Source organism: Desulfovibrio sp. X2 (assembly GCF_000422205.1).
Lineage (GTDB): Bacteria > Desulfobacterota > Desulfovibrionia > Desulfovibrionales > Desulfovibrionaceae > Alkalidesulfovibrio.
The window spans coordinates 23,603-48,844 of record NZ_ATHV01000017.1; the positions used below are offsets into that span (position 1 = coordinate 23,603).

The 25,242-nt window shown below is 70.4% G+C and carries 16 protein-coding genes and 1 pseudogene; 5 read left to right on the forward strand and 12 right to left on the reverse strand.

Annotation, left to right across the window (positions count from 1 at the left end):
* Nucleotides 1–36: 36 nt before the first annotated feature.
* The 9 genes and pseudogenes from DSX2_RS06100 to DSX2_RS06135 all read right to left on the reverse strand — a co-directional run bounded on the left by DSX2_RS06100 (nucleotide 37) and on the right by DSX2_RS06135 (nucleotide 12,609).
* Nucleotides 37–2,772 carry a cation-transporting P-type ATPase gene (locus tag DSX2_RS06100; RefSeq protein WP_020880290.1) on the reverse strand — a complete coding sequence of 912 codons (2,736 nt, stop codon included), beginning with the start codon at nucleotides 2,770–2,772 and terminating at the stop codon, nucleotides 37–39.
* Nucleotides 2,773–3,054: 282 nt separating this feature from the next.
* The gene (locus DSX2_RS06105; RefSeq protein WP_172640011.1) at nucleotides 3,055–3,564 is read right to left on the reverse strand and encodes a PEP-CTERM sorting domain-containing protein; all 510 of its coding nucleotides are present in this window, start codon (nucleotides 3,562–3,564) and stop codon (nucleotides 3,055–3,057) included.
* Between the two features lie 537 nt (nucleotides 3,565–4,101).
* Nucleotides 4,102–5,490: an NADPH-dependent glutamate synthase gene (gene gltA / locus DSX2_RS06110; protein WP_236615089.1), complete on the reverse strand. Its 1,389-nt coding sequence runs from the start codon at nucleotides 5,488–5,490 to the stop codon at nucleotides 4,102–4,104.
* 60 nt (nucleotides 5,491–5,550) lie between these two features.
* Nucleotides 5,551–6,390, reverse strand: a pseudogene (locus DSX2_RS18780) (sulfide/dihydroorotate dehydrogenase-like FAD/NAD-binding protein); the annotation flags it as partial.
* 236 nt (nucleotides 6,391–6,626) lie between these two features.
* Nucleotides 6,627–7,355: an LUD domain-containing protein gene (locus tag DSX2_RS06115; protein WP_020880293.1), complete on the reverse strand. Its 729-nt coding sequence runs from the start codon at nucleotides 7,353–7,355 to the stop codon at nucleotides 6,627–6,629.
* On the reverse strand, nucleotides 7,352–8,770 hold the full coding sequence (locus tag DSX2_RS06120; RefSeq protein WP_020880294.1) for a LutB/LldF family L-lactate oxidation iron-sulfur protein: 1,419 nt from the start codon (nucleotides 8,768–8,770) through the stop codon (nucleotides 7,352–7,354). Before DSX2_RS06120 ends, DSX2_RS06115 begins: the two co-directional genes overlap by 4 nt.
* The gene (locus tag DSX2_RS18785) at nucleotides 8,767–9,522 is read right to left on the reverse strand and encodes a (Fe-S)-binding protein (RefSeq protein WP_020880295.1); all 756 of its coding nucleotides are present in this window, start codon (nucleotides 9,520–9,522) and stop codon (nucleotides 8,767–8,769) included. The genes DSX2_RS06120 and DSX2_RS18785 overlap by 4 nt, the downstream gene beginning before the upstream one ends.
* Before the next feature lie 155 nt (nucleotides 9,523–9,677).
* Nucleotides 9,678–10,226, reverse strand: coding sequence for a hypothetical protein (locus DSX2_RS18790; protein WP_020880296.1), 549 nt, complete (start codon nucleotides 10,224–10,226; stop codon nucleotides 9,678–9,680).
* 322 nt (nucleotides 10,227–10,548) lie between these two features.
* Nucleotides 10,549–12,609, reverse strand: coding sequence for a methyl-accepting chemotaxis protein (locus DSX2_RS06135; RefSeq protein WP_020880297.1), 2,061 nt, complete (start codon nucleotides 12,607–12,609; stop codon nucleotides 10,549–10,551).
* A 340-nt stretch (nucleotides 12,610–12,949) separates the two neighbouring features.
* On the opposite strand from DSX2_RS06135, the gene motA reads away from it, so the two are divergent.
* Genes motA through DSX2_RS06150 form a run of 3 tightly spaced genes read left to right on the forward strand, consistent with a single transcriptional unit; the run spans nucleotide 12,950 to nucleotide 15,432 of the window.
* On the forward strand, nucleotides 12,950–13,807 hold the full coding sequence (motA, locus tag DSX2_RS06140) for a flagellar motor stator protein MotA (RefSeq protein ID WP_020880298.1): 858 nt from the start codon (nucleotides 12,950–12,952) through the stop codon (nucleotides 13,805–13,807).
* Nucleotides 13,794–14,750, forward strand: coding sequence for a flagellar motor protein MotB (locus DSX2_RS06145; protein ID WP_020880299.1), 957 nt, complete (start codon nucleotides 13,794–13,796; stop codon nucleotides 14,748–14,750). Before motA ends, DSX2_RS06145 begins: the two co-directional genes overlap by 14 nt.
* A 34-nt stretch (nucleotides 14,751–14,784) precedes the next feature.
* Nucleotides 14,785–15,432, forward strand: coding sequence for a hypothetical protein (locus tag DSX2_RS06150; protein ID WP_020880300.1), 648 nt, complete (start codon nucleotides 14,785–14,787; stop codon nucleotides 15,430–15,432).
* Nucleotides 15,433–15,532: 100 nt separating this feature from the next.
* Here the strand turns inward: DSX2_RS06150 and DSX2_RS06155 are convergent, their stop codons facing one another.
* Nucleotides 15,533–16,279 (reverse strand): VTT domain-containing protein, encoded by a 747-nt coding sequence (locus tag DSX2_RS06155; protein ID WP_020880301.1) that lies wholly within the window; start codon nucleotides 16,277–16,279, stop codon nucleotides 15,533–15,535.
* A gap of 212 nt (nucleotides 16,280–16,491) precedes the next feature.
* Here DSX2_RS06155 and DSX2_RS06160 point away from each other — a divergent pair, with 212 nt between their 5' ends.
* Together DSX2_RS06160 and DSX2_RS06165 are read left to right on the forward strand one after the other, a co-directional pair.
* Nucleotides 16,492–17,748, forward strand: a complete 1,257-nt coding sequence (locus tag DSX2_RS06160) for an HDOD domain-containing protein (RefSeq protein WP_020880302.1) — start codon at nucleotides 16,492–16,494, stop codon at nucleotides 17,746–17,748.
* Complete coding sequence (locus DSX2_RS06165) at nucleotides 17,741–20,089, forward strand: bifunctional diguanylate cyclase/phosphodiesterase (protein WP_236615088.1); 2,349 nt, start codon at nucleotides 17,741–17,743, stop codon at nucleotides 20,087–20,089. The genes DSX2_RS06160 and DSX2_RS06165 overlap by 8 nt, the downstream gene beginning before the upstream one ends.
* 33 nt (nucleotides 20,090–20,122) lie before the next feature.
* On the opposite strand, the gene DSX2_RS17495 is transcribed toward DSX2_RS06165, so the two are convergent.
* Together DSX2_RS17495 and DSX2_RS06175 are read right to left on the reverse strand one after the other, a co-directional pair.
* Nucleotides 20,123–22,669, reverse strand: coding sequence for a PAS domain S-box protein (locus DSX2_RS17495; protein WP_020880304.1), 2,547 nt, complete (start codon nucleotides 22,667–22,669; stop codon nucleotides 20,123–20,125).
* Between the two features lie 31 nt (nucleotides 22,670–22,700).
* Nucleotides 22,701–25,241 (reverse strand): Lon protease family protein, encoded by a 2,541-nt coding sequence (locus DSX2_RS06175; RefSeq protein ID WP_020880305.1) that lies wholly within the window; start codon nucleotides 25,239–25,241, stop codon nucleotides 22,701–22,703.
* Nucleotide 25,242: the final 1 nt, after the last annotated feature.

Consider the following 25,242-nt stretch of genomic DNA (forward strand, 5'->3'; position numbering starts at 1 on the left):
AGGGGGCCCCAGGGGCTCCCCGCCCTCCGGCCGTTCCTACATCCGCGCCATCCGCTTGAAGATCCGGCCGGCGGCCAGGGGAAAGAGGCTTGCGCCGAGCACGAGGAGCCAGCCGTTTCCGGTCGGGGGGACCACGCCCAGGACCCGCGCGGCCGCGGGCAGGAAGACGGCTCCCGCGATCAGGCCGAGGCAGAGGAGCAGGGCCAGCCAGACGTAGGGGTTGCGGGTGATGTCGTTGCGCAGCAGGCCGGAGCCTTTCGCATTCATGCTGAAGACGTGCCAGAGCTGGGCCAGGGCCAGGGTGAGGAAGGAGATGCTGACGGCCTCCCGGCCGTGCAGCCCGAGGCCGTGGATGGCCGCGGCCAGCGATCCGAGCACGGCCACGGTGATGAACAGGCCGTAGCCGCCGATGGCCAGCCAGTGGCGCCGGGTGATTATGGCCTCGCCCTGCGGCCTGGGCGGGCGGCGCATGATGCCCGGCCCGCCCTGGCCCACGCCCAGGGCCAGGGCCGGGAAGACGTCCGTGACCAGGTTCAGGAAGAGGATCTGCAGGGGCAGCAGGGGCAGCGGCAGGCCCGCCAGGGAGGCCAGGGCCACGCTGGCGATCTCGCTGACGTTGCAGGAGATGAGGTAGACCACGAACTTGCGGATGTTGTCGAAGATCACCCGGCCCTGGGCCACGGCCTCCACGATGCTCGCGAAGGCGTCGTCCTTGAGCACCATGTCCGCGGCCTCGCGCGCCACCTGGGTGCCGCGCCGTCCCATGGCGATGCCGATGTCGGCCTTCTTCAGGGCGGGCGCGTCGTTCACGCCGTCGCCGGTCATGGCCACCACCTCGCCCGCGGCCTGGTGCAGGGCGATGAGGTCGAGCTTCTGCTTGGGGCTCACGCGGGCGAAGACGGACACGTCCAGGAGCCTCTCGCGCTCCTCGTCGGAGAGGTCCTCCGGGGCCTTCAGCTCCCTGCCCTCGGCCGTGCGCACGCCGTCGTGCGCGATGCCCACGGCCTTGGCGATGTTCTTCGCGGTGAGTATCTGGTCGCCCGTGACCATGACCACCCTGACGCCTGCCGCGCGGGTGGCCTCGATGGCCTCGCGGACCTGCGCCCGCGGCGGATCGAGCAGCCCCACAAGGCCGAGCAGCGCGAGATCCTCGTAGGGCGGGGCGCTCCGGTCCGCGACGGTCTTGTGCGCCAGGGCCAGGACGCGCAGCCCCTGCCCGGCGAGCCGCTTTACGCGCCCGTTCCACTCTTCGCGCGCCTGCGCGGAGAGCGGCGTCTCGCCCTCCCCGTCCACGACCCGCGAGCAGGCCGCGAGCACGGCCTCGGGCGCGCCCTTGACGGCCACGAGGCAGCCGTCGTCCTGCTCGTGGAAGGTGGCCATCATCCTGGTCTCGGTGTCGAAGGCCTCCTCGCGGACCTCGGGGAGGGTTGCGGCCAGGCCCTCGCGGGTGAAGCCGCCGAGCGCCCCGGCCGCCAGCAGGGCCACCTCCAGCGGATCGCCCGTGCCGCGTGAGCCGCCGCCGTCTCCGGCGTCGCCGTCCTCGCCGTCTTGCGCGTCCGCGCCCCCTTTCTCGCCCGGCCCCTCGCCCGGCCCCTCGCCCGGGCCGTCATACGACGCGTTGTTGCACAGCACGGCCACGCGCAGCGCCTGGGCCAGGCCGGGCAGATCGTCGGGCCGCACGGTGCGGTCGTCGAGGAGCAGGCCCCGGGCCGGGTCCAAGGCGACCTCGCCCCGGGCGAGGGCCAGGAGGCTCGCGCACATGCGGTTCTCGGTCAGGGTGCCGGTCTTGTCCGTGAAGACCACGCTCGTGGCGCCCAGGGTCTCCACGGAGGAGAGGCGGTTGATGAGGGTGTTGCGCCGGGCCATGCGCCGCATGCCCCGGGCCAGGGCGATGGTGGCCACGATGGGCAGCCCCTCCGGGATGGCGGCCACGGCCAGGGCGATGGAGGTTTCCAGGGTCAGGAGCAGGTCGTGCCCCTTGGCCAGGCCGAGCCCCGCGATGACCGCGGTCAGGGCCAGGGTGACCCAGACGAGCTTGCGGCCGAGGCGGTCCAGCCGCTTCTCCAGCGGAGTGGTCTCGTCCTCGGCCTCGGCCACCAGCGAGGAGATGCGGCCGAGCTCCGTGTCCATGCCCGTGGCCACCACCACGCCCTCGCCCGAGCCGCGCGTGATGGAGGTCCCCTTGAAGAGCATGTTCCCCCGCTCGGCCAGGGGCGTGTCGGCGGCGATCGCGGCCGCGGCCTTGCCCACGGGCAGCGACTCGCCGGTGAGGGCCGACTCGTCGGCCTGCAGGCGCGAGGCCTCGAAGAGCCGGATGTCGGCCGGGACCAGGTCGCCGCCCTCGAGGAGCACCACGTCCCCGGGCACCAGGCTCTCGGCGGGCACCTCGGCCAGGCGGCCGTCGCGCCGCGCGCGCGAGGTCACCCTGCCCATGCGGCGCAGCGCCTCCATGGAGCGCACGGCCTCGATCTCCGTGGCGAAGCCGATGGCCGCGTTGATGCAGATGACCGCGACGATGGCCGTGCCCTCCAGCCAGTCCCCGAAGGCGTAGGACAGGACGGCCGCCACCCCGAGCAGCACGATGATCAGGCTCTTGAACTGGGCCAGCAGGATCAGCCAGGCGCTCCGGCGCCGGGTCTCGCGCAGCCGGTTCCTGCCGTACCGGCGCAGGCGCCTGCGCGCCTGCGCGGCCGAAAGCCCGGTCCCGCGTTCGACGCCGAGGGCCTCAAGTACCTCCTCCGTCTCGCGGGCCCAGGCGTGCTCGACAGCCATGCTCCTCCCCGAATGCTCGCGTTCCTTCCCGAACTCCCTCCACCGGCCCGCCGAGGCCGCGCGTCCGGGAAGCCATGCTCCCACGTATAGCCCGTCCGGCGCCGTTGAGTCCAGGCGTGAAGGAAAAAGAGCGTCTTCGGCGGCTGGCCGAGGGAGCGGACGGCGCTCCGGGCCGGGGAGAGAGCCGAAGGCCGGAATGAACGGCGAAAGGCCCGGCGCACGCTCGGTGCCCCGGGCCTTTCGGCGCCCGACAGGGACGACTTCCCTTTCCAGGCTGCACGCCTAGGCGGCCCGGCGCGGCCTCTTCCGACGCCACGCCGCCGCGCCCGCCAGGCCGAGGCCCGTGAGCAGCAGCGTGCACGGCTCGGGCGTCGCGGCAGCCGTGACGAAGTTCACGTCCACCCCGTTGATGCGCAGAGAGTAGTACTGCCCAGCCGTGAAGTCGGCCGGGCCGTACAGCGGCTCGACCGCCTCCCCCATCCCCATGTAATAGAACAGGGCCAGGAAATCCGTGTTGTAGCCGTCGTACTCGGCCGGATTCACCTGCTTGAAAATGAGCCACATCACGTTGCGGGCATAGCTCGAGCCCGGTGCGGCTATGGTGTACCGCCCGCCGGGGGTCCAGGGACCGTCATAATTGTAGAGCCCCTCGAACTGTATCAGGCCCGCAAGTCCGATGTTTGGAGTCGCGATGAGGGGCTGGTCGAACCACCCGTCCGGGAAGTAAAATCCCTTCTGGCTCGCCTTGATATCGTACCAGTACAGCGCGTTGATCGATAGGGTCGGAACCATCTCCGCATAGGCGGAGGTTCCGGCCAGCAGAAGACAGATGGCAAGAATGGATCCGGATATCGCACTGCGCGACATGGCAGCCTCCCTGTCCGCTCCGGCGGACGCCTCTCGCTCACCCCTCGCAATTCAGGAAAGCAAGAAACATGCTTGGCCCTCACCCTGTCCCGCCAGCGCGGGACAAACGCGCAAGCCCTCTGGCCGCAAACCTTTGCCGCCCCCGTCATGGACGATGATTATCGATAATTTACAACTGCTTAGGTATGCATGTAAAATCCGGCGACAAGGCCTGGGCACGCCGGATGCCGACGGATGCAGGCAGGCAGGCCGTTGTCCGCCGCAGGGCGGTCCCGAGAGCTTTGTCGCGGAAGCTTACACTCCGGCATCCGCCTCGCGCGAAAAGCCTGCAATCCGCGCCTCTGCCCGTCGGAGGCATCCTTTCTCTTCCCTCCCCGCCAAAACGAAGAGGCCGCCCGAAGGCGGCCTCTCGCTGTATTCTTTACCGGTCGTCCGCGCGTGCGTTCGCGCGGGGTCTCGGGCCTAGTCGAGGCCGAAGCGGCGGGCGATCTCCTTGGCGGCCTTGCGGCCCGCGCCCGCGGCCAGGATGACGGTGGCCGCGCCGGTGACGATGTCGCCGCCCGCGAAGACGTTGGGCATGCTGGTCTCGCAGGTCTCCTCGTCCACGAGGAGGTAGCCGCGCTCGTTGGTCTCAAGCGCCGACTCGTTCTCGAGGAGCAGCGGGTTGGAGCGCGTGCCCACGGCCACGATGGCCAGGTCGGTCTCCATCTCGTAGACGTCGCCGGGAACGGCGCGGGGCGAGCGGCGGCCCGAGGCGTCGGGCTCGCCGAGCTCCATGCGCTGGAGCCTGACCGCGCGCAGCTTGCCGCCCTCGTCGGCCAGGAATTCCAGGGGCGAGGCGAGGCATTCCATGTGCACCCCTTCCTCGATGGCGTGCTCGATCTCCTCGTGGCGCGCGGGCATGTCGTCCACGGTGCGGCGGTAGACGATGGAGACCTTCTCCGCGCCCAGGCGCAGCGCCGTGCGCGCGGCGTCCATGGCCACGTTGCCGCCGCCGTAGATGGTCACGCTGCGGCCGCAGTAGATGGGCGTGTCGTAGTTGGGGAAGTCGTAGGCGCGGCCGAGGTTGGCGCGGGTCAGGTACTCGTTGGCGGAGAAGACGCCGATGGAGTTCTCGCCCGGGATGTTCAGGAACTTCGGCAGCCCCGCGCCCACGCCCAGGAACACCGCCTTGTAGCCCTGGTCGAAGAGCTCCTGCACGGAGAAGGTCTTTCCGGCCACGGCGTTGAGCACGAACTCCACCTGCAGCTGCTTCAGCGCGTGGATCTCCTTGTGCACGATGGCGGTCTTGGGCAGGCGGAACTCGGGGATGCCGTAGATGAGCACGCCGCCCGCCTCGTGCAGGGCCTCGAAGACCGTGACCTTGCAGCCGCGCGTGGCCAGGTACCCGGCCACGGTCAGGGACGAGGGGCCGGAGCCGATGCAGGCGACCTTCTTCTGCGGGTCGATGTAGGGGCAGGCCGGGCGGCCGCCGTCGCTCAACAGGTCGCAGGCGTCGCGGTGCAGGTACTCGTCGGCCACGAAGCGCTCGAGGCGGCCGATGGCGATGGGCTGGCCCTTCTTGCCCAGGACGCAGGAGCCCTCGCACTGGATCTCCTGCGGACAGACGCGGCCGCAGATGGCGGGCAGGCTGTTGGTGGACTTGATGACCTTGTAGGCGTCCTCCACGTGTCCGGCGGCGAGGTAGGCGATGAACTGGGGGATGGGCACCTCGACCGGGCAGCCGGAGACGCAGCCGGGCTTCTTGCACTGGATGCAGCGCTTGGCCTCTTCCATGGCCAGGGTGGTGGTGTAGCCCAGGGCCACTTCCTTGAAGTTCTTGATGCGCTCGGACGGCGCCTGGAACGGCATGGGCGTGCGCGGGGCGAGGGTCTTCTTCTTGGCCTTGCGGCCGTTGCCCTCGGCGTCGCCGTTGCACGTGCACTCGTGGTGGGCCAGGGACTCGCGCTCCATGGCGCTGAAGGCCTTGAGGCGCTTGCCGAGCTCGGCGAAGTCCACCTTGTGGCCGTCGAACTCCGGACCGTCCACGCAGGCGAACTTGGTCTTCCCGGCCACGCTCACGCGGCAGGCGCCGCACATGCCGATGCCGTCGACCATGATGGAGTTGAGCGACACGGTGGTCTTGACGCCGAAGGGACGGGTGGTCTCGGCCACGGCGGCCATCATGGGCACCGGTCCCACGGCCACGACCTCGGCGATGGGCTCGGCCCCGGCCTGCTCCAGGCGCTCCTTGACCAGCTCGGTGACCAGCCCCTGGCGTCCGGCGCTGCCGTCGTTGGTGCAGACCAGCACCTCGTCCGCGAACTTGGCAAGCTCGCGCTCGAAGAGCAGCAGGTCCTTGCTGCGCGCGCCGATGACCGCGATGACCTTGTTGCCCGCCTGGTGGTGGCCCTTGGCGATGTGGTGCATGGCCGCGATGCCGGTGCCGCCGCCCACGCAGATGGTGGTGCCCTGCTTCTCGATGTGCGTGGCCTTGCCCAGCGGACCGCAGAGGTCGAGGATCTCGTCCCCCTGCTTCAGGTTCTCCAGGGTGGCGGTGGTGGTGCCCAGCACGAGGTAGACGATGGTGATGGTCCCGTTGTCGGTGTCCGCGTCCGCTATGGTCAGCGGCACGCGCTCGCCGCGCTCGTCCACGCGCAGGATGACGAAGTTGCCGGGCCTGGCCTTGGCGGCCACGGCCGGGGCGTGGATGACCAGCTTGCTGGTCTGGCCCGGGATCAGGGATTCCTTGAGAATGATGGTATTGGACATGACGCTTCTTCGTGTCTCCGTTTCGTGTGTGGTGCGCGCACGAGAGATAAGGCCGCAGCGCAAGGGCGGAAGAGGTGGCATGTGAAAAAATGACCCATTTGTCAATCACCCGCGGCCGCCGTCCGGCCGCACGGGCGGGCGGCGATCGGCGCGGGCCGGGGCCTGCCGCCCGGCCGTACGTTTGCGTGCCGGATCGTCGACAAAAGGCGGCAGCGCCGAAACGGCGCCGGGCGGGCCTACGCCGAGAAGTCCAGGCAGACGACCGCGAGCCTGGTCGGGCCGTGCACGCCGAAGACCTTGACCAGCTCGATGTCCGCCGTGCAGCTGGGCCCGGAGATGCAGAAGACGCCGGAGGGCGGCAGGCCGTCCTCGTCGCGCAGCCTCGCCAGCACGCCGGGCAGGTCGTCCAGCCCGGCCACGATCTGGTCCGCGCGGACCACGGCCACGTGCAGCGGCGGCAGCAGGGAGGCGGCGCGCGGACGGCCCGGCCCCGCGGCCAGGACCAGGGTGCCGGTGGAGGCGATGGCCGCGTCCACGGCGGTCAGCCCCACTGCGGCCTCGGCGGCGCAGGCGACGGTCCCGCAGGCGCCGCACGCAGCGCCCTCCTCTCCCTCGCGGGGATGCAGCAGCCGCGCGCCCGCCTGGGCCAGGGCCTCGGGCAGGTCCAGGGCCGCGAGCAGCGGATGGTCCCAGGCCACGGCGCTCGCGGCGCCGTGCTCCGCGGCCAGCGCGGCCACTGCCTCGCGCGCCTCGCGCGGGGTGGTCACGCGCACGAAGCGGGCCGTGAGCTTCTTCAATTCCTCTTCCAGGCGGGCCACGCGCCCGGCCTGCCCCTCGCGGTCGTCGGCCAGGGCGGCGGCCGCGGCCTCGGGCTCCACGGCGCGGCGCTCGGGCGCCCCGGCATGGCGGGCGCGGCGCAGGCGCGTCAGTATGTTCTCGCGGGCCGTGCTTTCAGCGGCGTTCATGACTTGTCCTCGTCCAGGCTCTTGCGCAGCGACGGCCAGCGCTTGGCGAAGGGCTCGCGCAGCGACGGCAGGGAGCGCGTGGCGGCGGCGCCGCGCAGCGGGGAAAGGCGCGAGAGCTTCTTCAGCTCCGGGTCCACCGCGCGCAGCGACGAAGCGCCCATGGTGAAGAGGGCCGGGTGTTTCGCCGCGAAGGCGAAGGCCTTGCCCATCAGGGTGGAGATCGCCCCGCAGCCGCCCTGCTCGCCTTCCTCGCGCATGCGGCGGCGCAGCTCGATGATCAGCCGGGGATGGTTCACGCCCACCGGGCAGACCTCGGCGCAGGCGCCGCAGGTGGTGCAGGCGCCGGGCAGCTCCGCGTGGGCCTCGCCCCCGTCCAGGAGCGAGGACAGGAGGATGCCGATGGGGCCGGAATAGGTGGCGCCGTAGGCGTGGCCGCCGATGCGCTGGTAGACCGGGCAGGAGTTCACGCAGCCGCCGCAGCGCACGCAGGCCAGGGCGCCCATGAGCAGCGGGTCGGAATGGATGCGGCTGCGGCCGTTGTCCAGGATGACCAGGTGGAATTCCTCGGGCCCGTCGCTCTCCCCCGGGCGGCGCGGGCCGCCGAGCAGGGAGAAGTAGGCGGGCATGGCCTGGCCCGTGCAGCTGCGCGGCAGGACCTGCAGCACGTCCACGGCGTCCTCGGCCGTGGCCACCACCTTCTCCAGCCCCATGAGGGCCACGTGCACGCGCGGGCAGGTGGTGGAGGCGCGGATGTTGCCCTCGTTCTCGAGCAGCCCCACCACACCGCTCTCGGCGATCACGAAGTTGACCCCCGTGATGCCCATGTCCGCTTCCAGGAAGGCCCGGCGCAGCCTCTTGCGCGCGATGGCCGTCAGCTCCTCGGGCTCCTCGCCCGTCTCGCCGAGCGTGCGCGCGAAGAGCTCGGCCACGTCGCGCCGCGACTTGTGCAGCGCGGGCGCGATGATGTGCGAGGGCGGCTCGTGGGCCAGCTGCACGATGTACTCGCCGAGGTCCGTCTCGAAGACCTCCATCCCCTCGGCCTCGAGCGCCGGGTTCAGGCCGATCTCCTCCGTGACCATGGACTTGCCCTTGACCACGCTCTTCACGCCCTTCTCGCGGGCGATGGAGAGGATGATCGAGCGGGCCTCGTCCGCGCTCCCGGCCCAGTGCACCGTGCCGCCGTTGCGCGTCACCTCGGCCTCGGCCTGCACCAGCAGGTCGGGCAGATGCGTCAGGGCGCGGAGCCGGGCCGAGGCGGCGTTGGCCAGCCGCGTCTCGGCCTCGCTCCACTGCCCGAAGGCGCGCTCGCGCAGGGAGGAGAAGAGCGCCGCCGCGTCGGTGATGGTGCGGCGCTGGTCGGTGTTCGCCAGGGCCTCGCGGCTGCGCCGGGCGAAATCCTTGCTGCCCGTGCTCATGCCCTGCCTCCTTCGCTCTCGTCCGCGCCTGAGAGCCTGCGCGCCAGCACCTGGGCGATGTGCAGGGCCTTCAGCGGCATGCCGCCGCGCTGGATGGTGCCCCGCAGGTTCAGGAGACAGCTCGGCTCGGCCGTGACCACGTGCGTGGCGCCCGCGCTGAGCGCGTCGTCCAGCTTCTCCCCGGCCAGGGTCGCGGAAATCTCGGGATGCTCGAAGGCGAACTGGCCGCCGAAGCCGCAGCAGGTCTCGGGCCGCGCGAGCGGCACCAGGGTCAGCTCGCGCACCCGCGCCAGCAGCGCCGGGCCCGAGTCGTGGTTGTCGAGCGCCCGGCCCACCTGGCAGGAATCGTGGAACGCCACCTTGGCCGGGAAGCGCGCCCCGAAATCCAGCCGCCCGAGCGTCCTGACCAGGAACTCCGTCAGCTCGAACGTCTTCGCGCCCATGGCCCGCGCGCGCTCGAGCCAGGCGGGATCGTCGCGGAAAAGCTCCTGGTAGCCCTTGCGCACCATGGTCACGCACGAGCCCGAAGGCGCCACCACGCACCGGGCGGATTCGAACAGGGAAATGAAGCGCCGCGCGAGCTCCCTGGCCTCGGCATGGGAGCCGGACTTGTACAGGGGCTGGCCGCAGCAGGTCTGGCCCGAGGGCAGCACGGGCTCGCAGCCCGCGCGGGCGAGGACCCGCGCCGTGTCCTCGGCGATTTCCGGAGCCAGATGCTCCACCAGGCAGGGAACGAAAAGATGGACTGTCACGAAGGCCTCCGTAGGGAACGGGACCCTACCCCCCCTCCACGCCACTGGCAAGCGCGCAGGAACCGGAGAACCCGCAGTCCCAGACGACGAAGCCGGGCGTGGGCCCGGCTTGCGCGCGCCTCCCCGCGGGAGGCGTCTTCCGTATTGAAAAGCGCTCAGGCCTGCGCGGAGCGGTGCCTGCTGCCCACGCGGAGCCCGAGCCCCTGCACCCGCGTCACGGCCTCGCTCAGGGCCTCGCGCAGCGGGTCCGCGGACATGCCCAGGAAGGAGGCCGCACGGTCCAGCCGCATCCCCTGGATGAAGAGCAGCCCGAGGACCACCTTCTGCCACGGGCTCAGGAGATCCGGGCAGGTGTGCGGGATGGAGGGCTCCTGCCCTGCGGCCACGAGCACCGCGTCCAGCAGGTCCGCCGTGTGCTGCAGGGGGTAGTGCGCCGAGACCAGCCAGTGCAGCATCGCCTCGCGGCAGGCCAGGGCCATGTTCCTCGGGGTCAGGGCGTTGTCTCCGGCGTCGGCCAGCATCATGCGGCTCTCCAGGCGCTTCTCGGTCATCAGCCGGACCGTCTCCACAGCCGCGGGCTGCGCCCGGCCGGTCACGCGCGTCAGCTCCTCGCGGATCAGGTTCAGAAGCATCGCCCGCATGCCGGGGGCAAGTTCCACTCCGCTCTTCACCGGGGCCGTCAGATTGCCGCTCAAATCGCCCATGTCCTCTTCCTCCTGCAACTGCCCGGCACCACGCCGGGTCCATACCCCCATTACGGACCGAATCCGGATTTCGTTTAGACCGGGCGAAACTTTTTTTCGGCCAGGGCCGCGAAAGTTCCGCGGGACAGGAAAAAAGAGGAATGAGGAAGATGCTCCGGTCGCGCCAGGAACGCCGGACGCAGGGAGCGGAAAAAGCGGGCTCGGCGCGCAGGCGGCCTGCGCGCCGGGCTTTTCTTTCTTGCGGCGGCGCACAGGACGGCGCCGCTTTCAGCGGACCACGGGAGGGACCGGAGAGGGGCGCCGCCCTTCCCCGGCCACCCGGCTAGAAGTGCTCGAAGCCGTCGTCGTCGTCGCCTTCGCCGAGTTCGAGGCGGACGCCCTGAAGCCCCTTGGTATTCTTGCGGCCGGAGGAGGCGGAGGGCTGTGCTGCGGCGCGCCCCGGGGAGGAGCCCTTGCGGGCGGCGGGCAGGGCCCGGGCGGCCGGGCGGCGCGCGGTCTGCTCCGAGATGTGGAAGAACTCCATGCTGGCCTGCAGCTGCTCGGCCTGGCTGGAGAGCTCCTCGGAGGTGGAGGCCACCTCCTCGGCGCCCGAGGCGTTCTGCTGCACGACCTTGTCCAGCTGCTGCACGGCCTTGTTGATCTGCTCCGCGCCCGCGTCCTGCTCCGCGCTTGCCGCGGCTATCTCCTGCACGAGGTCCGCGGTGCGCTTGATGTCCGGGACCATCTTCACGAGCATGGAGCCCGCCTTCTCGGCCACCTCAACGCTGCGGCCGGAGAGCTCGCTGATCTCGCCCGCGGCCTGGCCGCTGCGCTCGGCGAGCTTGCGCACCTCGGCCGCGACCACGGCGAAGCCCTTGCCGTGCTCGCCCGCGCGCGCCGCCTCGATGGCCGCGTTCAGCGCCAGGAGGTTGGTCTGCCGGGCGATCTCCTCGATGATGGAGATCTTCTCCGCGATCTCCTTCATGGCGGACACGGTCTCGGTGACGGCGTGGCCGCCCTCCTCGGCGTCCTTGGCCGACTGCAGGGCGATCTTCTCGGTCTGCCGGGCGTTCTCGGCATTCTGGCGGATGTTGGAGGCCATCTCCTCCATGGACGAGGAGATCTCCTCCACGCTCGCGGCCTGCTCCGTGGCGCCCTGGGAGAGGGTCTCGGAGGAGGCGGAGAGCTCCTGGCTGCCCGAGGCCACGTTCTCCGCCCCGCCGCGCACCTCGGCCACGACCTGGCCGATGCGGTCGGCCATGTCGTTCAGCGCCTTGGCGAGGATGCCGATCTCGTCCTTCTGGTCGATGTCCAGGCGCGAGGTGAAGTCGCCTCCCGCCAGCGCCTTGGCGAAGTCCACGCCCTTCCTGACCGGGCCGGTCACGGCCCGGGTGAGGAAGATGCCGAGCAGCACGGCGGCGAGCAGGCCGATGCCGATGCCCCCGACCATCATGTTCCTGGCGGTGGTGCCCGCGGCGACGGACTCGTGCACCCTGTCCTGGGCCCCGCTCACGACCTGGCCGGCCAGGGTGCTGAGGCGTTTGAAGGCCTCGGCCATGGAGGTCCGCGACTCGCCCATGATGATGGTGTTCATCTGGTCGTAGGTGTCGGCCGCCTGCTGGGCCAGCTGGGTCATCTCGCCGAAGACGGCCATGACCTGGGCGGCTGCCGGGAGCATGCGGGTCTTGAAGATTTCCTGGGCCTTGGCGGCCTGTCCGGCGGCCTGGGCCTGCTTGATCTCGCCCACCGCGGCGTGGAAGGCGTCGTGCGGGCCGCGGATGCGCTGCACGAGCGCGGCCAGCTGCGGGTTGCTGGTCTTGAAGCCGGCCAGCCAGCGGCCGAAGCGGCAGGCCGTGGGGTCGTCGCCTCCCTCGAAGCGCTGCCCGGCGAACAGGAGCAGGGAGACCTCGCTCTCGAGCTTCAGGTGGTCGCCGCGGAAGGAGTTGAGGTCGGCGATGAGCTTGGCGGGATCGAGGATGTCGAGCTCGCCCAGGCGCCCGGACAGGGCGGTGGCCTTCTCGTTGGCGGCCACTGCCTTGGCGATGACCTGCTTGATGCTCTCCCACTCGGCGGCCTCGGCTGCGCTCTTGGGCTCGGCCTCATACTCCTGGACCGCCTGGCGGTAGTCCTTCCGCGCAGCGGCGATGTTGTCGTACTGGCGGGCCCGGTCCTGGCTGCTCAGGGCCGGGCTCATGAGGGTACGCATGGCGGTCTGGATGCGCGAGATCTGGAACTCGATCTCGAGCATGTTCTGCACCGTCGGCAGCTGCTCGAGGCCGATCCGATGCACGCTCGAGTTCAGGGTGCCCACCCCCTGCAGACCGATGTAGCCGACCGCTGCCACGACCAGCGCCACGGCGAGAAATCCGCCGAGCAACTTGGCTCCGAGCTTCATGTTCTTCATGCCGTTCCTCCCCTGGTGCGTTTCTCACGGCTGCGTTTCATTCGTGATGCCGCTCTGCTACAATTGAAACGCACGTTCAGTCAATCGAGCTTATATTTTCCCGTCCGGCGCGGCCCGGCAGGCGGGCGGGCATGAGGCCGGAAAGCCCCGGCGGGCGGACCGCGCAGGGAACGGGCGCCAACGGCCGGAGGCGGGAAGGGGGCGGGCCCGCCCCTTCACACACTGAACGAAGTGGGGTATGTCGCGCCTTTACGGACAGACGCGGACGGCGCAGTGGGGGGGCGCCGCGCACGGTCCGGGCCGACGACCTTTCCGCCGCCCTACCCCCCGGAGGCACTGCATGTTTTCGCTCATAGGCTTTTTCGTGGTGCTCGGGGCCGTCATCGGCGGGTATCTGGTCGAAGGCGGCAACATGCACGTCCTCTTCCAGCCCGCCGAGGTGATGATCATCGGCGGCGCGGCGCTCGGCGCGTTCATCATCGCCTCGCCCAAGGCGGTCTTCTTCGGCACCCTGCGCAAGATCCCGCTGATGATCACGAGCAAGGACCACGGCAAGACGTCCTTCCTCGAGGTCCTCTACCTGCTCTTCGAGTTCCTCTCGCTCGCCCGGCGCGAGGGCATGCTGGCGCTCGAGCCCCACGTCAACAAGCCCGAGTCGAGCCCCATCATCCAGAAGTACGGCCACTTCGCCAAGGACCACGAGATGGTCGACTTCCTGTGCGACAACATCAAGGTGCTGCTGGCCTCGAACATGGAGCCGCACCAGTTCGACGACCTCATGGACCTGGACATCGACACCCAGGCCGAGCACGAGCTGGTCTCGCCCGCGGCCATGAACATGATCGCGGACTCCCTGCCGGGCCTCGGCATCGTGGCCGCGGTGCTCGGCGTCGTGCTGACCATGGGCAAGATCAAGGAGCCGCCGGAGGTCCTCGGCCACTCCATCGGCGCGGCCCTGGTCGGCACCTTCCTCGGCATCCTCATGTCCTACGGCTTCGTCGGCCCCATCGCCAAGCACCTGGAGCACCTGGCCCACGAGCGCACCATCATGCGCGGCGTGATCAAGGCCGCGCTGTCCATGTACGCCAAGGGCATGGCGCCCTTCGTGGCCGTGGAGGCGGGCCGCCGCGCCGTGCCGGGCGAGCACCGGCCGACCTTCTCCGAGGTCGAGGAGGGCTGCAAGCGTGCCAAAGGCTGAGCAGCAGCAGCCGATCATCCGCAAGGTCATCAAGAAGGGCGGCCACGGCCACCACGGCGGCAGCTGGAAGGTGGCCTACGCCGACTTCGTGACGGCCATGATGGCCTTCTTCCTGCTCATGTGGCTGCTCAACTCCACGAGCTCCGCGCAGAAGGCCGCACTGTCCGACTATTTCAACGACTTCAACATCTTCCAGTCCGGCAGCTCCAAGCCGCCCATGCCCGAGACGGGCGGGGCCGTGGTCAGCATGCCCACGCCGAACCCGCCCCCGGCCCTGGAGGAGACCAAGCCGAGCGAGCTGCGCCAGAAGCTGCTCTCGCCGCCGCCCGAGCGCGCGCTCACGCCGCAGCAGATCCAGCAGGAACTGCAGAAGACCGTCAAGGAGAAGCTCGGCGACATGGCGGACCAGGTGCTGCTCTCGCGCACGCCCGAGGGGGTGCGGGTGCAGGTCACGGCCACGGACGGCAACCCGATCTTCGATTCCGGCAGCCCGCACCTGACGCAAAGCGGCCTGCGCGCGCTCGAAGCCATCGGCGCCTCCCTGGCCGGGCTGCCCAACAGGATCGCCATCGAGGGCCACACGGACGCCAAGCCCTTCGTGAACGGCAGCGGCCAGGACAACTGGGACCTCTCGGCCGAGCGGGCGCTCTCCGCGCGCAAGGCCCTTATGGAGGCGGGCATGGACCCGACCAAGGTGGCGCGCGTGGCGGGCTTCGCCGCATCCATGCCGCTTCTGCCGGACAAGCCCGAGGACGCCCGCAACCGCCGCATCAGCATCCTGGTCATCGACGACAAGGCCGCGAAGGCCAAGACGGGGGAGGAGCGGTTCCAGGGCGGCGTCGAGGAGGCCGAGCCCCCGCGCGAGCCGGTCAAGACCAAGGTCGCGGATCCGAACGCCCCGGACAAGCTCTTCACCATCCCAGACGTGACCCCGCCCAAATAGGCGGAGGCCGCGGGAACGGCCGGGAGGCTGACCAATGAGCCAGGAAATCGATCTTCTCGCCCCGTTTCGCGAGCGCGCAGCGAAAAGCGGCAGGCTTTTGCTCATCGTGGAGGAGGACCTCCTGCGCGAGACCATCGACGCGCGCGAGGTCGCCGTCGTGGACATGGACGCGCAGCGCCTGGAGCTGTCCCAGCCCGAGCCGCCCCTGCCCTCCTCGGCCGCGGGCAGGGTCATGGAGATCGCGGCCCCGCCCCTGCCGGACGAGGGCGGCGCGGCCAGGCCGCTCGGCTACCATGCGCGGCTGCTCGAGGTGAACGCTGAATCCCTGGTGGTCAGTCCGCCCTCGGGCGTGCGCGAGACCAGCCTGCGCACGGTGCACCGCCTGCCGGTGCGCCGCGAGTGGGGGCTCGTGCTCAGGCTCGAGGGGATCGGCCGGGTCAGGCTGGTGGACATCTCGGCGCGCGGCGCCCTGGCGGCCCTGCGCACCGAGGTGCCCGCGCTCGACGCGCGGATGCGCTTCATCCTCGGCCAGGCCGAGAGCTGGGAGGTGGAGGGCGTGGCCACGGTGCGCCGCATACTGTCCGGCGGGAGCCCCGAGGAGAAGCTCGTGGGCCTGGGACTGGAGACAGACACCCCGGGCCAGGCCGCCCTGCTGCAGCGCACCCTCTTCCGCCTGGGCTAGTCCCGGGCGCGGACCTTTCCGCAAAAAAGACGGCCGGGCAAAGCCCCGGCCGTTTCCGTCTTCGTCGTATGTTCCGGCGTATGGCCGCCGGTTCTCCCTGCTATTCCCCTGTATCTTCGCCTATCCCGCCGCCTATCCCGCCGCCGGTCCCGCCGCCGATCCCGCAGTTGCCGTCGGCGGCCTCGGCTTCGGCCTCGGCGCGGGCGCGCCGTGCGCGGCCCGGGCCGAAGCGGCGCCAGAGCGCCCGGACGGCCGGCGGCACGAGCGAGAAGGTGACCACGACCATGACGATGGTCGCCAGATGGTCGCGGATCAGGGGGATGTTGCCGAAGAGCCTGCCCGCAAGGAGGAAGGCGCCGGTCCAGAGCGCGGCCCCGACCACGGAGCTGACCACGAAGAGGCGGCCGGGCATGTCGGCCATGCCCGCGACGAAGGGCGCGAAGGTGCGCACGAAGGGGAAGAAGCGGGCGATGGCGATGCCCGCAACGCCGAAGCGCTCGCAGAAGGAGCGGGCCTCGCGCAGGTGCCGCTCGCGCACGATGAGGACCTTGCCGCGCCGCTTGACGGCGCGGGCGAAGCGTTTGCCCATGCGGTAGTTGAAGGCGTAGCCGAGCACTCCCGAGACGGTCAGGAGGCCGAACATGAAGGGAAAGTGGTAGGGGCCGTCCACCACCGTGAGCGCCCCCACGGCGAAGAGCAGGGAGTCGCCCGGCAGGAAGGCCAGGGGCAGGACGCCGCTCTCGCAGAAGATGACCGCCGCCAGAATCAGATAGGCCCAGGGCCCCAGGGCTTCGAGATTCCCCAGGCAGGACCGCTCCAGGGCGGTCAGAAATCCGGGTGTGACCATGTACGTGCCTCCGCGCCCGGGGCCTGGGCAGGCCGGGCAGGGCACTGTATAGACCGAGGGGCCGGGGCGCAAGTCCGTTGCGCCCGCTGTTTCCTTCCCCGCCGCAAACGGCCCGCCCGGAAAGGGTTTTTCTTCCTTTTGAGGGTGAATACGTATTCACATTTGGATTTCGGTCAATTATGTACTTCCCGAATACACATCCGGGGAAGAAGATGGGGGTCATCAATATCGAGGATGTCCGGCCGGGCATGGTGCTGGACCGCGACCTGCGCCCCCCCCAGGGCCGCGTGCTGCTCAAGGGCGGCCAGGCCGTGGGAGAGGAGCATCTCCGCATTTGCCGCATCTGGGGGGTCGCGGAGGCGGACGTGCGCGGCGTCTCGGCCGCCCAAGCCAAACAGAGCGCCCTGGAAAGCCTCGATCCCGACGTCCTGAATATCCTGCGCCTGCTGGCCGAGTGGCGGTTCAAGGCCACTGACAGGCGCCACCCGGCCGTTCGCGGCCTGGTCCGGGTATTCCTCGAGCGCAACGCCCGGGGGCTTTCCCGCGCCTGCGCGCGTGAGGCGGCCGTGCGCCTGCGCGGCCCCAAGCCCACGCCCGGCGAGATGCCGCCTCCACAGCCGCCCCTGGACTGCGAGGAGATGCTCGGCCGCGAACAGGAGCTGGCCTCGCTCCCGGCCGTCTTCAACGAGATCGTGGAGGCGGTGAAGAGCCCCAGGAGCTCGGCCTCCCACGTGGCCGAGGTCATCGGCCGGGACCAGAGCCTTTCCGCGCGCCTGCTGCGCATCGTCAACAGCCCCTTCTACGGCTTCTCCGGCCGGGTGGACACCCTGCAGCGCGCCGTGGCCATCGTGGGCACCATCCAGATCACCAACCTGGCCCTGGGCATCGCCGTGACCACTGTCTTCTCCGGCATTCCCCCGGAGTTCCTGGACATGCGCGCCTTCTGGGAGCACTCCGTATCCGTGGGAGTGCTGGCGCGCCTGCTGGCGACCCACGTCGGCACCGGCGGCGAGGAGCGGATGTTCGTGGCCGGGCTGCTGCACGACGTGGGCAGGCTGGCCGTGTTCCGCAACTTTCCGGAGCACGCGCGGCGCATGGTCCTGCTGGGCGCGGCGGAATGCGAGCCCATGGACGCCCTGGAGCGGCGCGAATGGGGCGTCTCGCACGCCCGGGTGGGCAGCCTGCTCATGGCCCAGTGGCAGTTGCCCGAAAACCTGCAGCGGGTCGTGGACTGCCACCACGCGCCCGGGCGCGCCGAAGCCCCGGCCGAAGCGGCGCTCGTGCACGTGGCCGACCTGGTGGCCCACGCCCTGGCGCTCGGCCACAGCGGCACGCGTCGCGTGCCGCCCCTGGACCCGGCGGCGTGGAAACGGCTGGGCATCCAGCCGAGCCTTCTGCCGTCCCTGGCCGCGCAGGCCGAAAGCCAGATGCGCGACATCCTGAAGATCCTCCTCGACGACGATGCATAAGACGCCCGACGGACACGCCATGCCCCTGGCCGAGCTCGAGCGCCGCCTGCGCCATCTGGAGGAGCAGCGCCGCGCCACCCTGGACGCCCTGGAGCTGGCCGCGAGCTCGGGCGATTTCGAGGCGGCGCCGGGCCGCTTCGAGAGTCCCGACGACGTGCTGCGCGACACGGTCGCGCGCGTCCGCCGCCTGATCCCTTTCGACACCCTGGGCTTTTGGCTCGTGGACGAGGACAGCGCGAACATGGTGCTTCGCCTGTCCCTGCCCGGGGAGGCCGGGGCCGAACTCACGGCCGAGTTCGAGCGGCTGGCCGCGGAGAGCATCACCGGCCTGGCCCTGCGCGGGCTGCGCGGCGTGCACGTGGCCGGCCGCGGGGAGGGCAGTCGCCTCGTGGTCCACGCCCTGGCAACGGCCGCACGCGTGCGCGGGCTGATGATCGGCTCCATAGGCGCCGCCTCCTTCGCCGAGCTTCCGGACACCTGCCTGCCCATGCTGACCATCCTCCTGCAGAGCGCGGCCTCCTCGCTCGAGGGACTCGAGCTCTACAGCCTGCTGCGCCGCAAGAACACCGCCCTGCGCGAGAGCCTGGCCCGCCTTGCCGCGCAGGAGGAAGCCCTCAGGCGCGAGGTCGATGCGCGCAAGGAGGCGCAGCGCCGCCTGGAACTCATGGGGCAGGCCTTCGCCCACGCCATCGAGGCGGTCCTCGTCTGCGACGCCCGAGGCCGCGTGCTCGAAGCCAACCCGGCCTTCAACGTGCTCACGGGCTTCGGCCACGAGGAGATCGGCGGCCGCCTGCTGCGGCGCCTGGTGGTGCGGTACAACGGACGGGAGACGCTGCGCGCCATGGTCGCGGGCCTTCGCGAAAAGGGGGAATACGCGGGCGACATAGCCTGCCCGTGCAAGAACGGCGGAAGCTTCCCGGCCCGCCTCTCCGTCGGCGCCGTGCCCGACGGTCCGGACGGGACGCCCTGCTACGTGGCCCTGTTCCACGACATGACGGAGGACAAGAAGAAGGAGGAGCGGATCCGCTACCAGGCGCACCACGATTCCCTGACGGGGCTGCCCAACCGCGCCCTGTTCCAGGACCGCCTCGGCATGGCCGTGGCCCGCGCGGAGCGCAGGAACGCGCGACTCGGCGTCTGCTTCCTGGACATCGACGACTTCAAGCGCATCAACGACTCCATGGGGCACCAGGTGGGCGACGAGCTCCTGTGCGACGTGGCCCGGCGGCTCACGGCCTTCATGCGCGCCGGGGACACCGTGGCCCGCCTGGGCGGGGACGAGTTCGTGATCATGGCCGAGGACCTGCGCGACCAGGCCGACGCCCTGCGCGTCTGCGAGCGCATCACCGCGGCGTTCGCGGAGCCGCTGGCAGCGGGCGGCGTGCCCCACCACCTCACGGTCAGCACCGGCGTGACCGTCTTTCCGGACGACGGCGTGAATCCGCAGATGCTCATCCGCAACGCGGACCTGGCCATGTACCGGGCCAAGGAGTCCGGCCACGGCCGCTGGCAGCTCTACACCCGCCAGCTCACGCGGCAGGCCAAGAAGCGGATGCAGACCGAACGGCTCCTGCGCCGGGCCATGGAGCGCGGCGAGATAGAGGTGCACTTCCAGCCCCAGGTGGACTTCGCGAGCAGCCGCGTCATCGGCGCCGAGGCCCTGGTCCGCTGGCGGCGCAAGGGACGGCTCGAGATGCCCGCCGCCTTCGTGCCCCAGGCCGAGGAGAGCGGCCTGATCACCCTGCTCGGCGAGGAGGTGCTGCGCCAGGCCTGCGGCCATGCCGCGCACTGGCGGAAGCTCGGCCACGATCTTCGCCTGGCCGTCAACGTCTCGGCGCGGCAGTTCGAGCAGGGCGACCTCTCGGAGGTGGTTGCCGGGATCATTCAGGAATCCGGCTTCCCGGCCGACAGGCTGGAGGTGGAGCTGACCGAGACGGCGCTCCTGCGCAGCGAGGAGCGGGTGCGCACGGTCCTGGACAAGCTCTGCGCCCTGGGCGTGGCCTCGGCAATCGACGATTTCGGCACGGGCTACTCCTCGCTCTCGCACCTGCGCCGCTTTCCCATCCGCTCGCTGAAGATAGACAGGGGGTTCGTGCGCGACCTGCCGGGCGACCAGAACAACGCCAGCATCGTGGAGGCCATCCTGTCCATGGCCAGGAGCCTCGGACTGACCGTGGTGGCGGAGGGCATAGAGACCGAGGACCACCGCCGCTTCCTGCGCGCCCGCGGATGCGACTCCTACCAGGGCTATCTCTTCAGCCCTCCCCTGCCGCCCGAGGAATTCGTCAGGCTGCTCGAGGACGGCGCGCGCCGCCGCCCCGCGCGCCGAAGCGGAGCCTGATCCGGCTCCGCGCGGCCTCGTCCGGACGTCTGCTCAGGAAAAGGCGCAACGGCCGCGCAGCGCGTCCAGGGTGTCGCGCAGCGTCGAGAGGGCCAGTGGTTTCGCCAGGTAGTCGTCGAAGCCCGAGGCCAGGAAGCGCTCCCTGTCGCCGACCAGGGCGTGGGCCGTGACCGCGATCACCGGCACCTGCCCCAGGTCCGGCATGGAGCGCAGCAGGCGCAGCGTCTCCAGGCCGTTCATGCCGGGCATCTGCACGTCCAGCAGCACCACGTCCGGCCGCGCGCCCTGCGCGGCCATGTCCAGGAGCTCCTGCCCGCCCTCGGCCACCAGGGGGATGCAACCGAGCTTTTCCAGCAGGCGCGCGATGAGGTAGCGGTTGACCGGGTTGTCCTCGGCCAGGGCCACGGTCAGGGGCCTGTCCTGCGGGGCCGCGCGCACCTCGTCCTCGCCGCCCAGGGCCTCGGACTCCGCGCCCTGAACCGGCGCCGCGAGCAGGGTGAAGAGCACCGTGGTGCCCTCGCCCGGTCGGCTGTCGACCTCCACCCTGCCGTGCATCATCTCCACCAGCCGCCTGACGATGGACAGGCCGAGGCCGGTGCCTTCGTAGCGGCGGGAGAAGGAGCCGTCGGCCTGGGTGAAGGGCTCGAAGAGGTGCTCGAGGAACTCGGCGTCGATGCCCGGGCCGGTGTCCTCCACCTCCACGCGGAGCACGGTGTGGTGCGGGTCCGCCTCGCCGCCGGAGGTGAACGCCGCCTCGCAACGCGCGCGCATGGTCACCCCGCCGTGCTCCGTGAACTTCAGCGCGTTGCCGAGCAGGTTGTAGAGGACCTGCTGCAGCCGGTTGCAGTCCGCCACCAGCCAGACCGGCACGGAGGCGTCTATCTCCGTGGTCATGTTCAGCCCCTTGTCCGCGGCCTGCAGGGCGAAGAGCCTGGCCGTGCTCTCGAAGAGTTCCGCGGGCTTGAAGGGGTTCTCCTCGAGCTCCATCCTGCCGGACTCGATCTTGGAGAAGTCGAGGATGTCGTTGATCAGGCGCAGCAGCCCCTTGCCCGAGGAGAGCGCGGTGCGGGCGTACTCGCGCTGCTCGTCCGAGAGCTCGGTCAGCTCCAGGAGCTGGAGCATGCCGAGCACGCCGTTCAGGGGGGTGCGGATCTCGTGGCTCATGTTGGCCAGGAACTCGGACTTGGTGCGGCTCGCGAACTCGGCCCGCTCCTTGGCCGCCACCAGCTCCTTCTCCATGTCCCGGCGCGCGGTCACGTCCTGGATGGTGGCCAGGTAGTAGAGGGGCTCGCCGTCGGCGTCGCGCAGCAGCCGCCCGTACACGCGGCACCAGATGGTCTCGCCCGAGCGCGTGACGAAGCGCTTCTCGCGCGTCAGGGCCTCGATCTCGCCCGCCAGCAGGGCATCCTTCAGGCGGGAGTCCTCGGCCCGGTCGTCGGGATGGGTGATCTCGGAGATGTGCCGCCCGAGCAGTTCGCCCGACGCGTAGCCCAGGGTCCGGCAATACTCGTCGTTGACGCGCAGGTACGCGCCCGTGGGCGTGGCCATGCTGAGCCCCACGGGCGAGCGGTCGAAGAGCAGGCGGGAGTCGGCCTCGCGCCGGGCGAGCTCCGCCTCCACCCCGGCCCGCTCCATCTCCGCCGAGGTGCGCTGCGCGAAGACCGAGAGCACCGAATCCACGACCTTGGGCTCGGTGAGCTCGCGCCTGAAGAAGACGCCGATGACGCCGCGCACCACGCCGCGGGAATCGCGCAGCGGGATGCCCGCGTAGGCCTCGGCATCCTCCCCGGCCAGCGCCGCGTCGTCCGGATAGCGCTCGCGAACGCCGCGCGCCACGAGCACGCTGCGCCCCTGGGCCACGACCTCGTTGGGCGTCCCGGCAAGGGCGAAGGCCCTCGGCGGGACGTGCACGCCGTCGCGCCACATGGCCAGGGTGCGCGCGCTGCGGCCGTCTGGCGAGAGCTCGGCCACGAAGGCCGCGTCCGCCTGGAGCGTCCGGGCCAGGTTGGCGGTCAGGGGGTGCATGAAATCCTGGGCCGTGACCGCGGCCAGGGCCGAGGCCAGGGCGTAGAGCGTCAGCTCCGTGCGCTTGCGGTCCGTGATGTCGCTGGCGATGGCCGCCGTGGCCACGGCCTCGCCCCCTTGGTGCACGGGAAACTTGCGCGCCAGGAAGACGCGCCGCTCGCCCGAGGGCAGGACCACGGTCTCCTCGCGCGTCAGGGCCTCGCCCGGGGGCAGGCGGAGCGCGGCGCGGTCGTCGGCCATGTAGCCGCGCAGCGGCTCGCGCTCGGGGTCCAGTCCGAAGAGCTCGGGATAGGTGAGGCCCGTCAGCTCGCGCGGCGAGGCGCGCCCGGCGAGCCGGGCGAAGGCCATGTTCGCGGCGATGACGCGATGGTTGAGATCCTTGATCACGGCCGGGTCCCCGGTCTGCTCGAGGATGGCCGCGAGCATGGCGCGGTCGAGCTGCGCCGCGGTCAGCCGGGAGACCTCGTCCTCGAGCTCCCCCACCCTGCGCCGCAGGCGCGCGCACTCCTCTTCGAGGCGCAGTCCGCCCCCCTCTTCCCGCCGACCGCCGTTCATCTCTCCCCCTGCGGCCCCCCGCCGCGTGAGACTACTTCTTGTCCTTGGAGGCGCCCTTGCGGGACTTGCCGCCCTTGGCGCCGTTCTCCTCGTTCTTCCCCATGAACTCGCGCAGCCCCTCGGCCAGCTCCGTGAGCTTGGCGTCGGCCAGGCCGAAGACCGAATCCTCGGGGAACTTGTCGTGCTCGTCGCGCGTTCCGGCCTCGCGGCCGGTGAGATGGGCTATGCCCTCCTCCAGCGTGCGCACGGCCCAGACGTGGAACTTCCCCTCCCCGACCGCCTTTACGACCTCGGGCGCGAGCATCAGGTCCTTGACGTTGGCGGCCGGGATCATCACCCCCTGCGTGCCGGTGAGCCCCTTGTGCCTGCAGCACAGGAAGAAGCCCTCGATCTTCTCGTTGACCCCGCCGATGGGCTGGACCTCGCCCTTCTGGTTGACCGAGCCGGTCACGGCCACGTCCTGGCGCAACGCCACGCCCGAGAGCGCGGACAGGAGCGCGTAGGCCTCGGTGGACGAGGCCGAGTCGCCGTCGATGCCGCCGTAGGACTGCTCGAAGGCGATGGACGCGGCCAGGGTGAGCGGCCGGTTCTGGGAGAAGGTGCGGCGCAGCCAGCCCGAGAGGATGAGCACGCCCTTGTTGTGCGTGGGGCCGGAAAGCTCGGCCTCGCGCTCGATGTTGATGATGCCCTCCTTGCCCATGGAGACCGAGGCGGTGATGCGCGAGGGGCGGCCGAAGGCGTAGTCGGCCATGCCGTAGACCGCGAGCCCGTTGACCTGGCCCACGGCCGCGCCGGTGACGTCCACGAAGAGCGAGCCGCGGTCGATCATCTCCTGCAGCCGCTCCTCGATCTGGTTGTGGCGGTGTATGCGCGCGTCCACCGCCCCCTGCACGTGCTCGGCCTCGACCGTGTCCGCGCCCGCCCGCCGGGCGAAGAAGTCGGCCTCCTGCAAGAGGTCCGTGAGGCGCGGGAAGGCCGTGGTCATCTTCTCGCGCCTGCCCGCCATGCGCACGGCCTCCTCCACCACGCGGGCCACACCCGAGGCGGAAAACGGGGCGAGCTTCTCCTCGTCGCAGATGGCGCTCACGAAGCGGGCGGTCTTGGAGACGGCCTCCTCGTCGCGGTCCATGCTCGTCTCCCAGTCGGCCCGGACCTTGAAGATCTTGCCCATGTCCGGGTCGTAGGCGCGCAGCAGGGCGTAGAGGTAGGAGTCGCCGTAGACCACCACCTTGACCTTCATGGGGATGGGCTCGGGCTTGAGCCCCGTGGCGGTGAAGAAATAGTAGGGGTCGTAGGTCTCGATCTCGATCTGCTCGGTCTTGAGCGAGCGCTTGAGCGTGGGCCAGACGCCCGGCTCCATGATCGCGTCCATGAGGTTCAGCACCAGGAAGCCGCCGTTGGCCTTGACGAAGGCGCCCGCCTTGATGCGCGAGAAGTCCGTGCGCCAGGTGCCGGTGCGGTCCGTGACCCGCTCGATGGAGCCGAAGAGGTTCCTGTAGGTGGGGTACGACTCGATGATCACCGGAGGCCCCTTGGTCTCCGAGTTGTCCACGATCAGGTTGACCTCGTAGGGGTGCAGCACGGCCTCGGCCTGCGGGGTCATCATCATGCCGGGGATGGGGCCCTGCATCTGCTTGCCGAGGTTGCGCAGGTCGTCGAGGTTCTCCACCATGTGCTCGAGCACCGCGTCCAGGTAGTCCTCGATCTTCTGCTCCGCATACTTCTCGCGCAGCGGCTTCATGGCCTCCTGGGCCCAGGACATGAGCACCAGGCGGTCCACCTCCTCGTGCTTCTTCTGGACCTCCTTCTGCATCTCGCGCACCTGCTGGATGATGTGGTCGATCTCCTCCTTGACCTGCTCGCGCTTGCCCTTCAGCCGCTCGAACTCCTCGCGCGGGAAGCGGCCGTGCTCCACCATGTCCTCGAGCTCGATGAGCCTTTTGGGCTGTCCGTCCACCACGGGCAGGACGTCGGGCCGCGTGAAGGGGCCCATCTGCATGTTCACGACCACGAGGCCCGTGTCGCGGACCTTCTCCTCCATCTCCTTGTAGAAGGCCATGACGCGCTTCTCGTGCGCCTCGGCGATGGAGTTCTTGCGCTGGATGTACTCCTCGCTCTCGAAGATCTGGGGCACCTCGCGCTTCACCTGCTCCAGGAACTCCTTCATGCCCTTTTGGAACTCGAGCCCCTTGCCCGCGGTGAAGCGCAGCAGGATGGGCTGCTCGGCGTGCTTGAAGTTGTTCACGTAGGCCAGGTCCTCGGGCACGCCGTCCTCGCCCGAGAGGTCGTGCAGGAGGCGCTTGATGGTCGAGAGCCTGCCGGTGCCCGAGGGGCCGGTGAGAAAGATGTTGTAGCCCTTGCCCGTGAGGCCCATGCCGAAGCCGAAGGCCTCCACGCCGCGCTTCTGGCCCAGGATCTCGTCCAGGGGCTCGAGATCGGCCGTGGAGGAGAAGCCGAGGGAGGCGGGGTCGCAGCGCCAGCGCAGGTCCTGGGGCGAAAGAGCGGCCGGGGAGGACGTGGACGATTTTTCGGAGGAGCGGGCAGGGCCGTTCTTTTTCGTGCGTGCGGGCATG

Bases quoted from the DNA above. Each gene is read 5' to 3' on its own strand.
- DSX2_RS06160 (WP_020880302.1), top strand. From the start codon at position 16,492: ATGGGGGTCATCAATATCGAGGATGTCCGGCCGGGCATGGTGCTGGAC.
- DSX2_RS17495 (WP_020880304.1), bottom strand. From the start codon at position 22,669: ATGAACGGCGGTCGGCGGGAAGAGGGGGGCGGACTGCGCCTCGAAGAG.
- DSX2_RS06175 (WP_020880305.1), bottom strand. From the start codon at position 25,241: ATGCCCGCACGCACGAAAAAGAACGGCCCTGCCCGCTCCTCCGAAAAA.
- DSX2_RS06135 (WP_020880297.1), bottom strand. From the start codon at position 12,609: ATGAAGAACATGAAGCTCGGAGCCAAGTTGCTCGGCGGATTTCTCGCC.
- DSX2_RS06100 (WP_020880290.1), bottom strand. From the start codon at position 2,772: ATGGCTGTCGAGCACGCCTGGGCCCGCGAGACGGAGGAGGTACTTGAG.
- gltA (WP_236615089.1), bottom strand. From the start codon at position 5,490: ATGCCGTTCCAGGCGCCGTCCGAGCGCATCAAGAACTTCAAGGAAGTG.
- DSX2_RS06155 (WP_020880301.1), bottom strand. From the start codon at position 16,279: ATGGTCACACCCGGATTTCTGACCGCCCTGGAGCGGTCCTGCCTGGGG.
- DSX2_RS06115 (WP_020880293.1), bottom strand. From the start codon at position 7,355: ATGAACGCCGCTGAAAGCACGGCCCGCGAGAACATACTGACGCGCCTG.
- DSX2_RS06105 (WP_172640011.1), bottom strand. From the start codon at position 3,564: ATGGTTCCGACCCTATCGATCAACGCGCTGTACTGGTACGATATCAAG.
- DSX2_RS06165 (WP_236615088.1), top strand. From the start codon at position 17,741: ATGCATAAGACGCCCGACGGACACGCCATGCCCCTGGCCGAGCTCGAG.
- DSX2_RS06120 (WP_020880294.1), bottom strand. From the start codon at position 8,770: ATGAGCACGGGCAGCAAGGATTTCGCCCGGCGCAGCCGCGAGGCCCTG.
- motA (WP_020880298.1), top strand. From the start codon at position 12,950: ATGTTTTCGCTCATAGGCTTTTTCGTGGTGCTCGGGGCCGTCATCGGC.
- DSX2_RS06150 (WP_020880300.1), top strand. From the start codon at position 14,785: ATGAGCCAGGAAATCGATCTTCTCGCCCCGTTTCGCGAGCGCGCAGCG.
- DSX2_RS18790 (WP_020880296.1), bottom strand. From the start codon at position 10,226: ATGGGCGATTTGAGCGGCAATCTGACGGCCCCGGTGAAGAGCGGAGTG.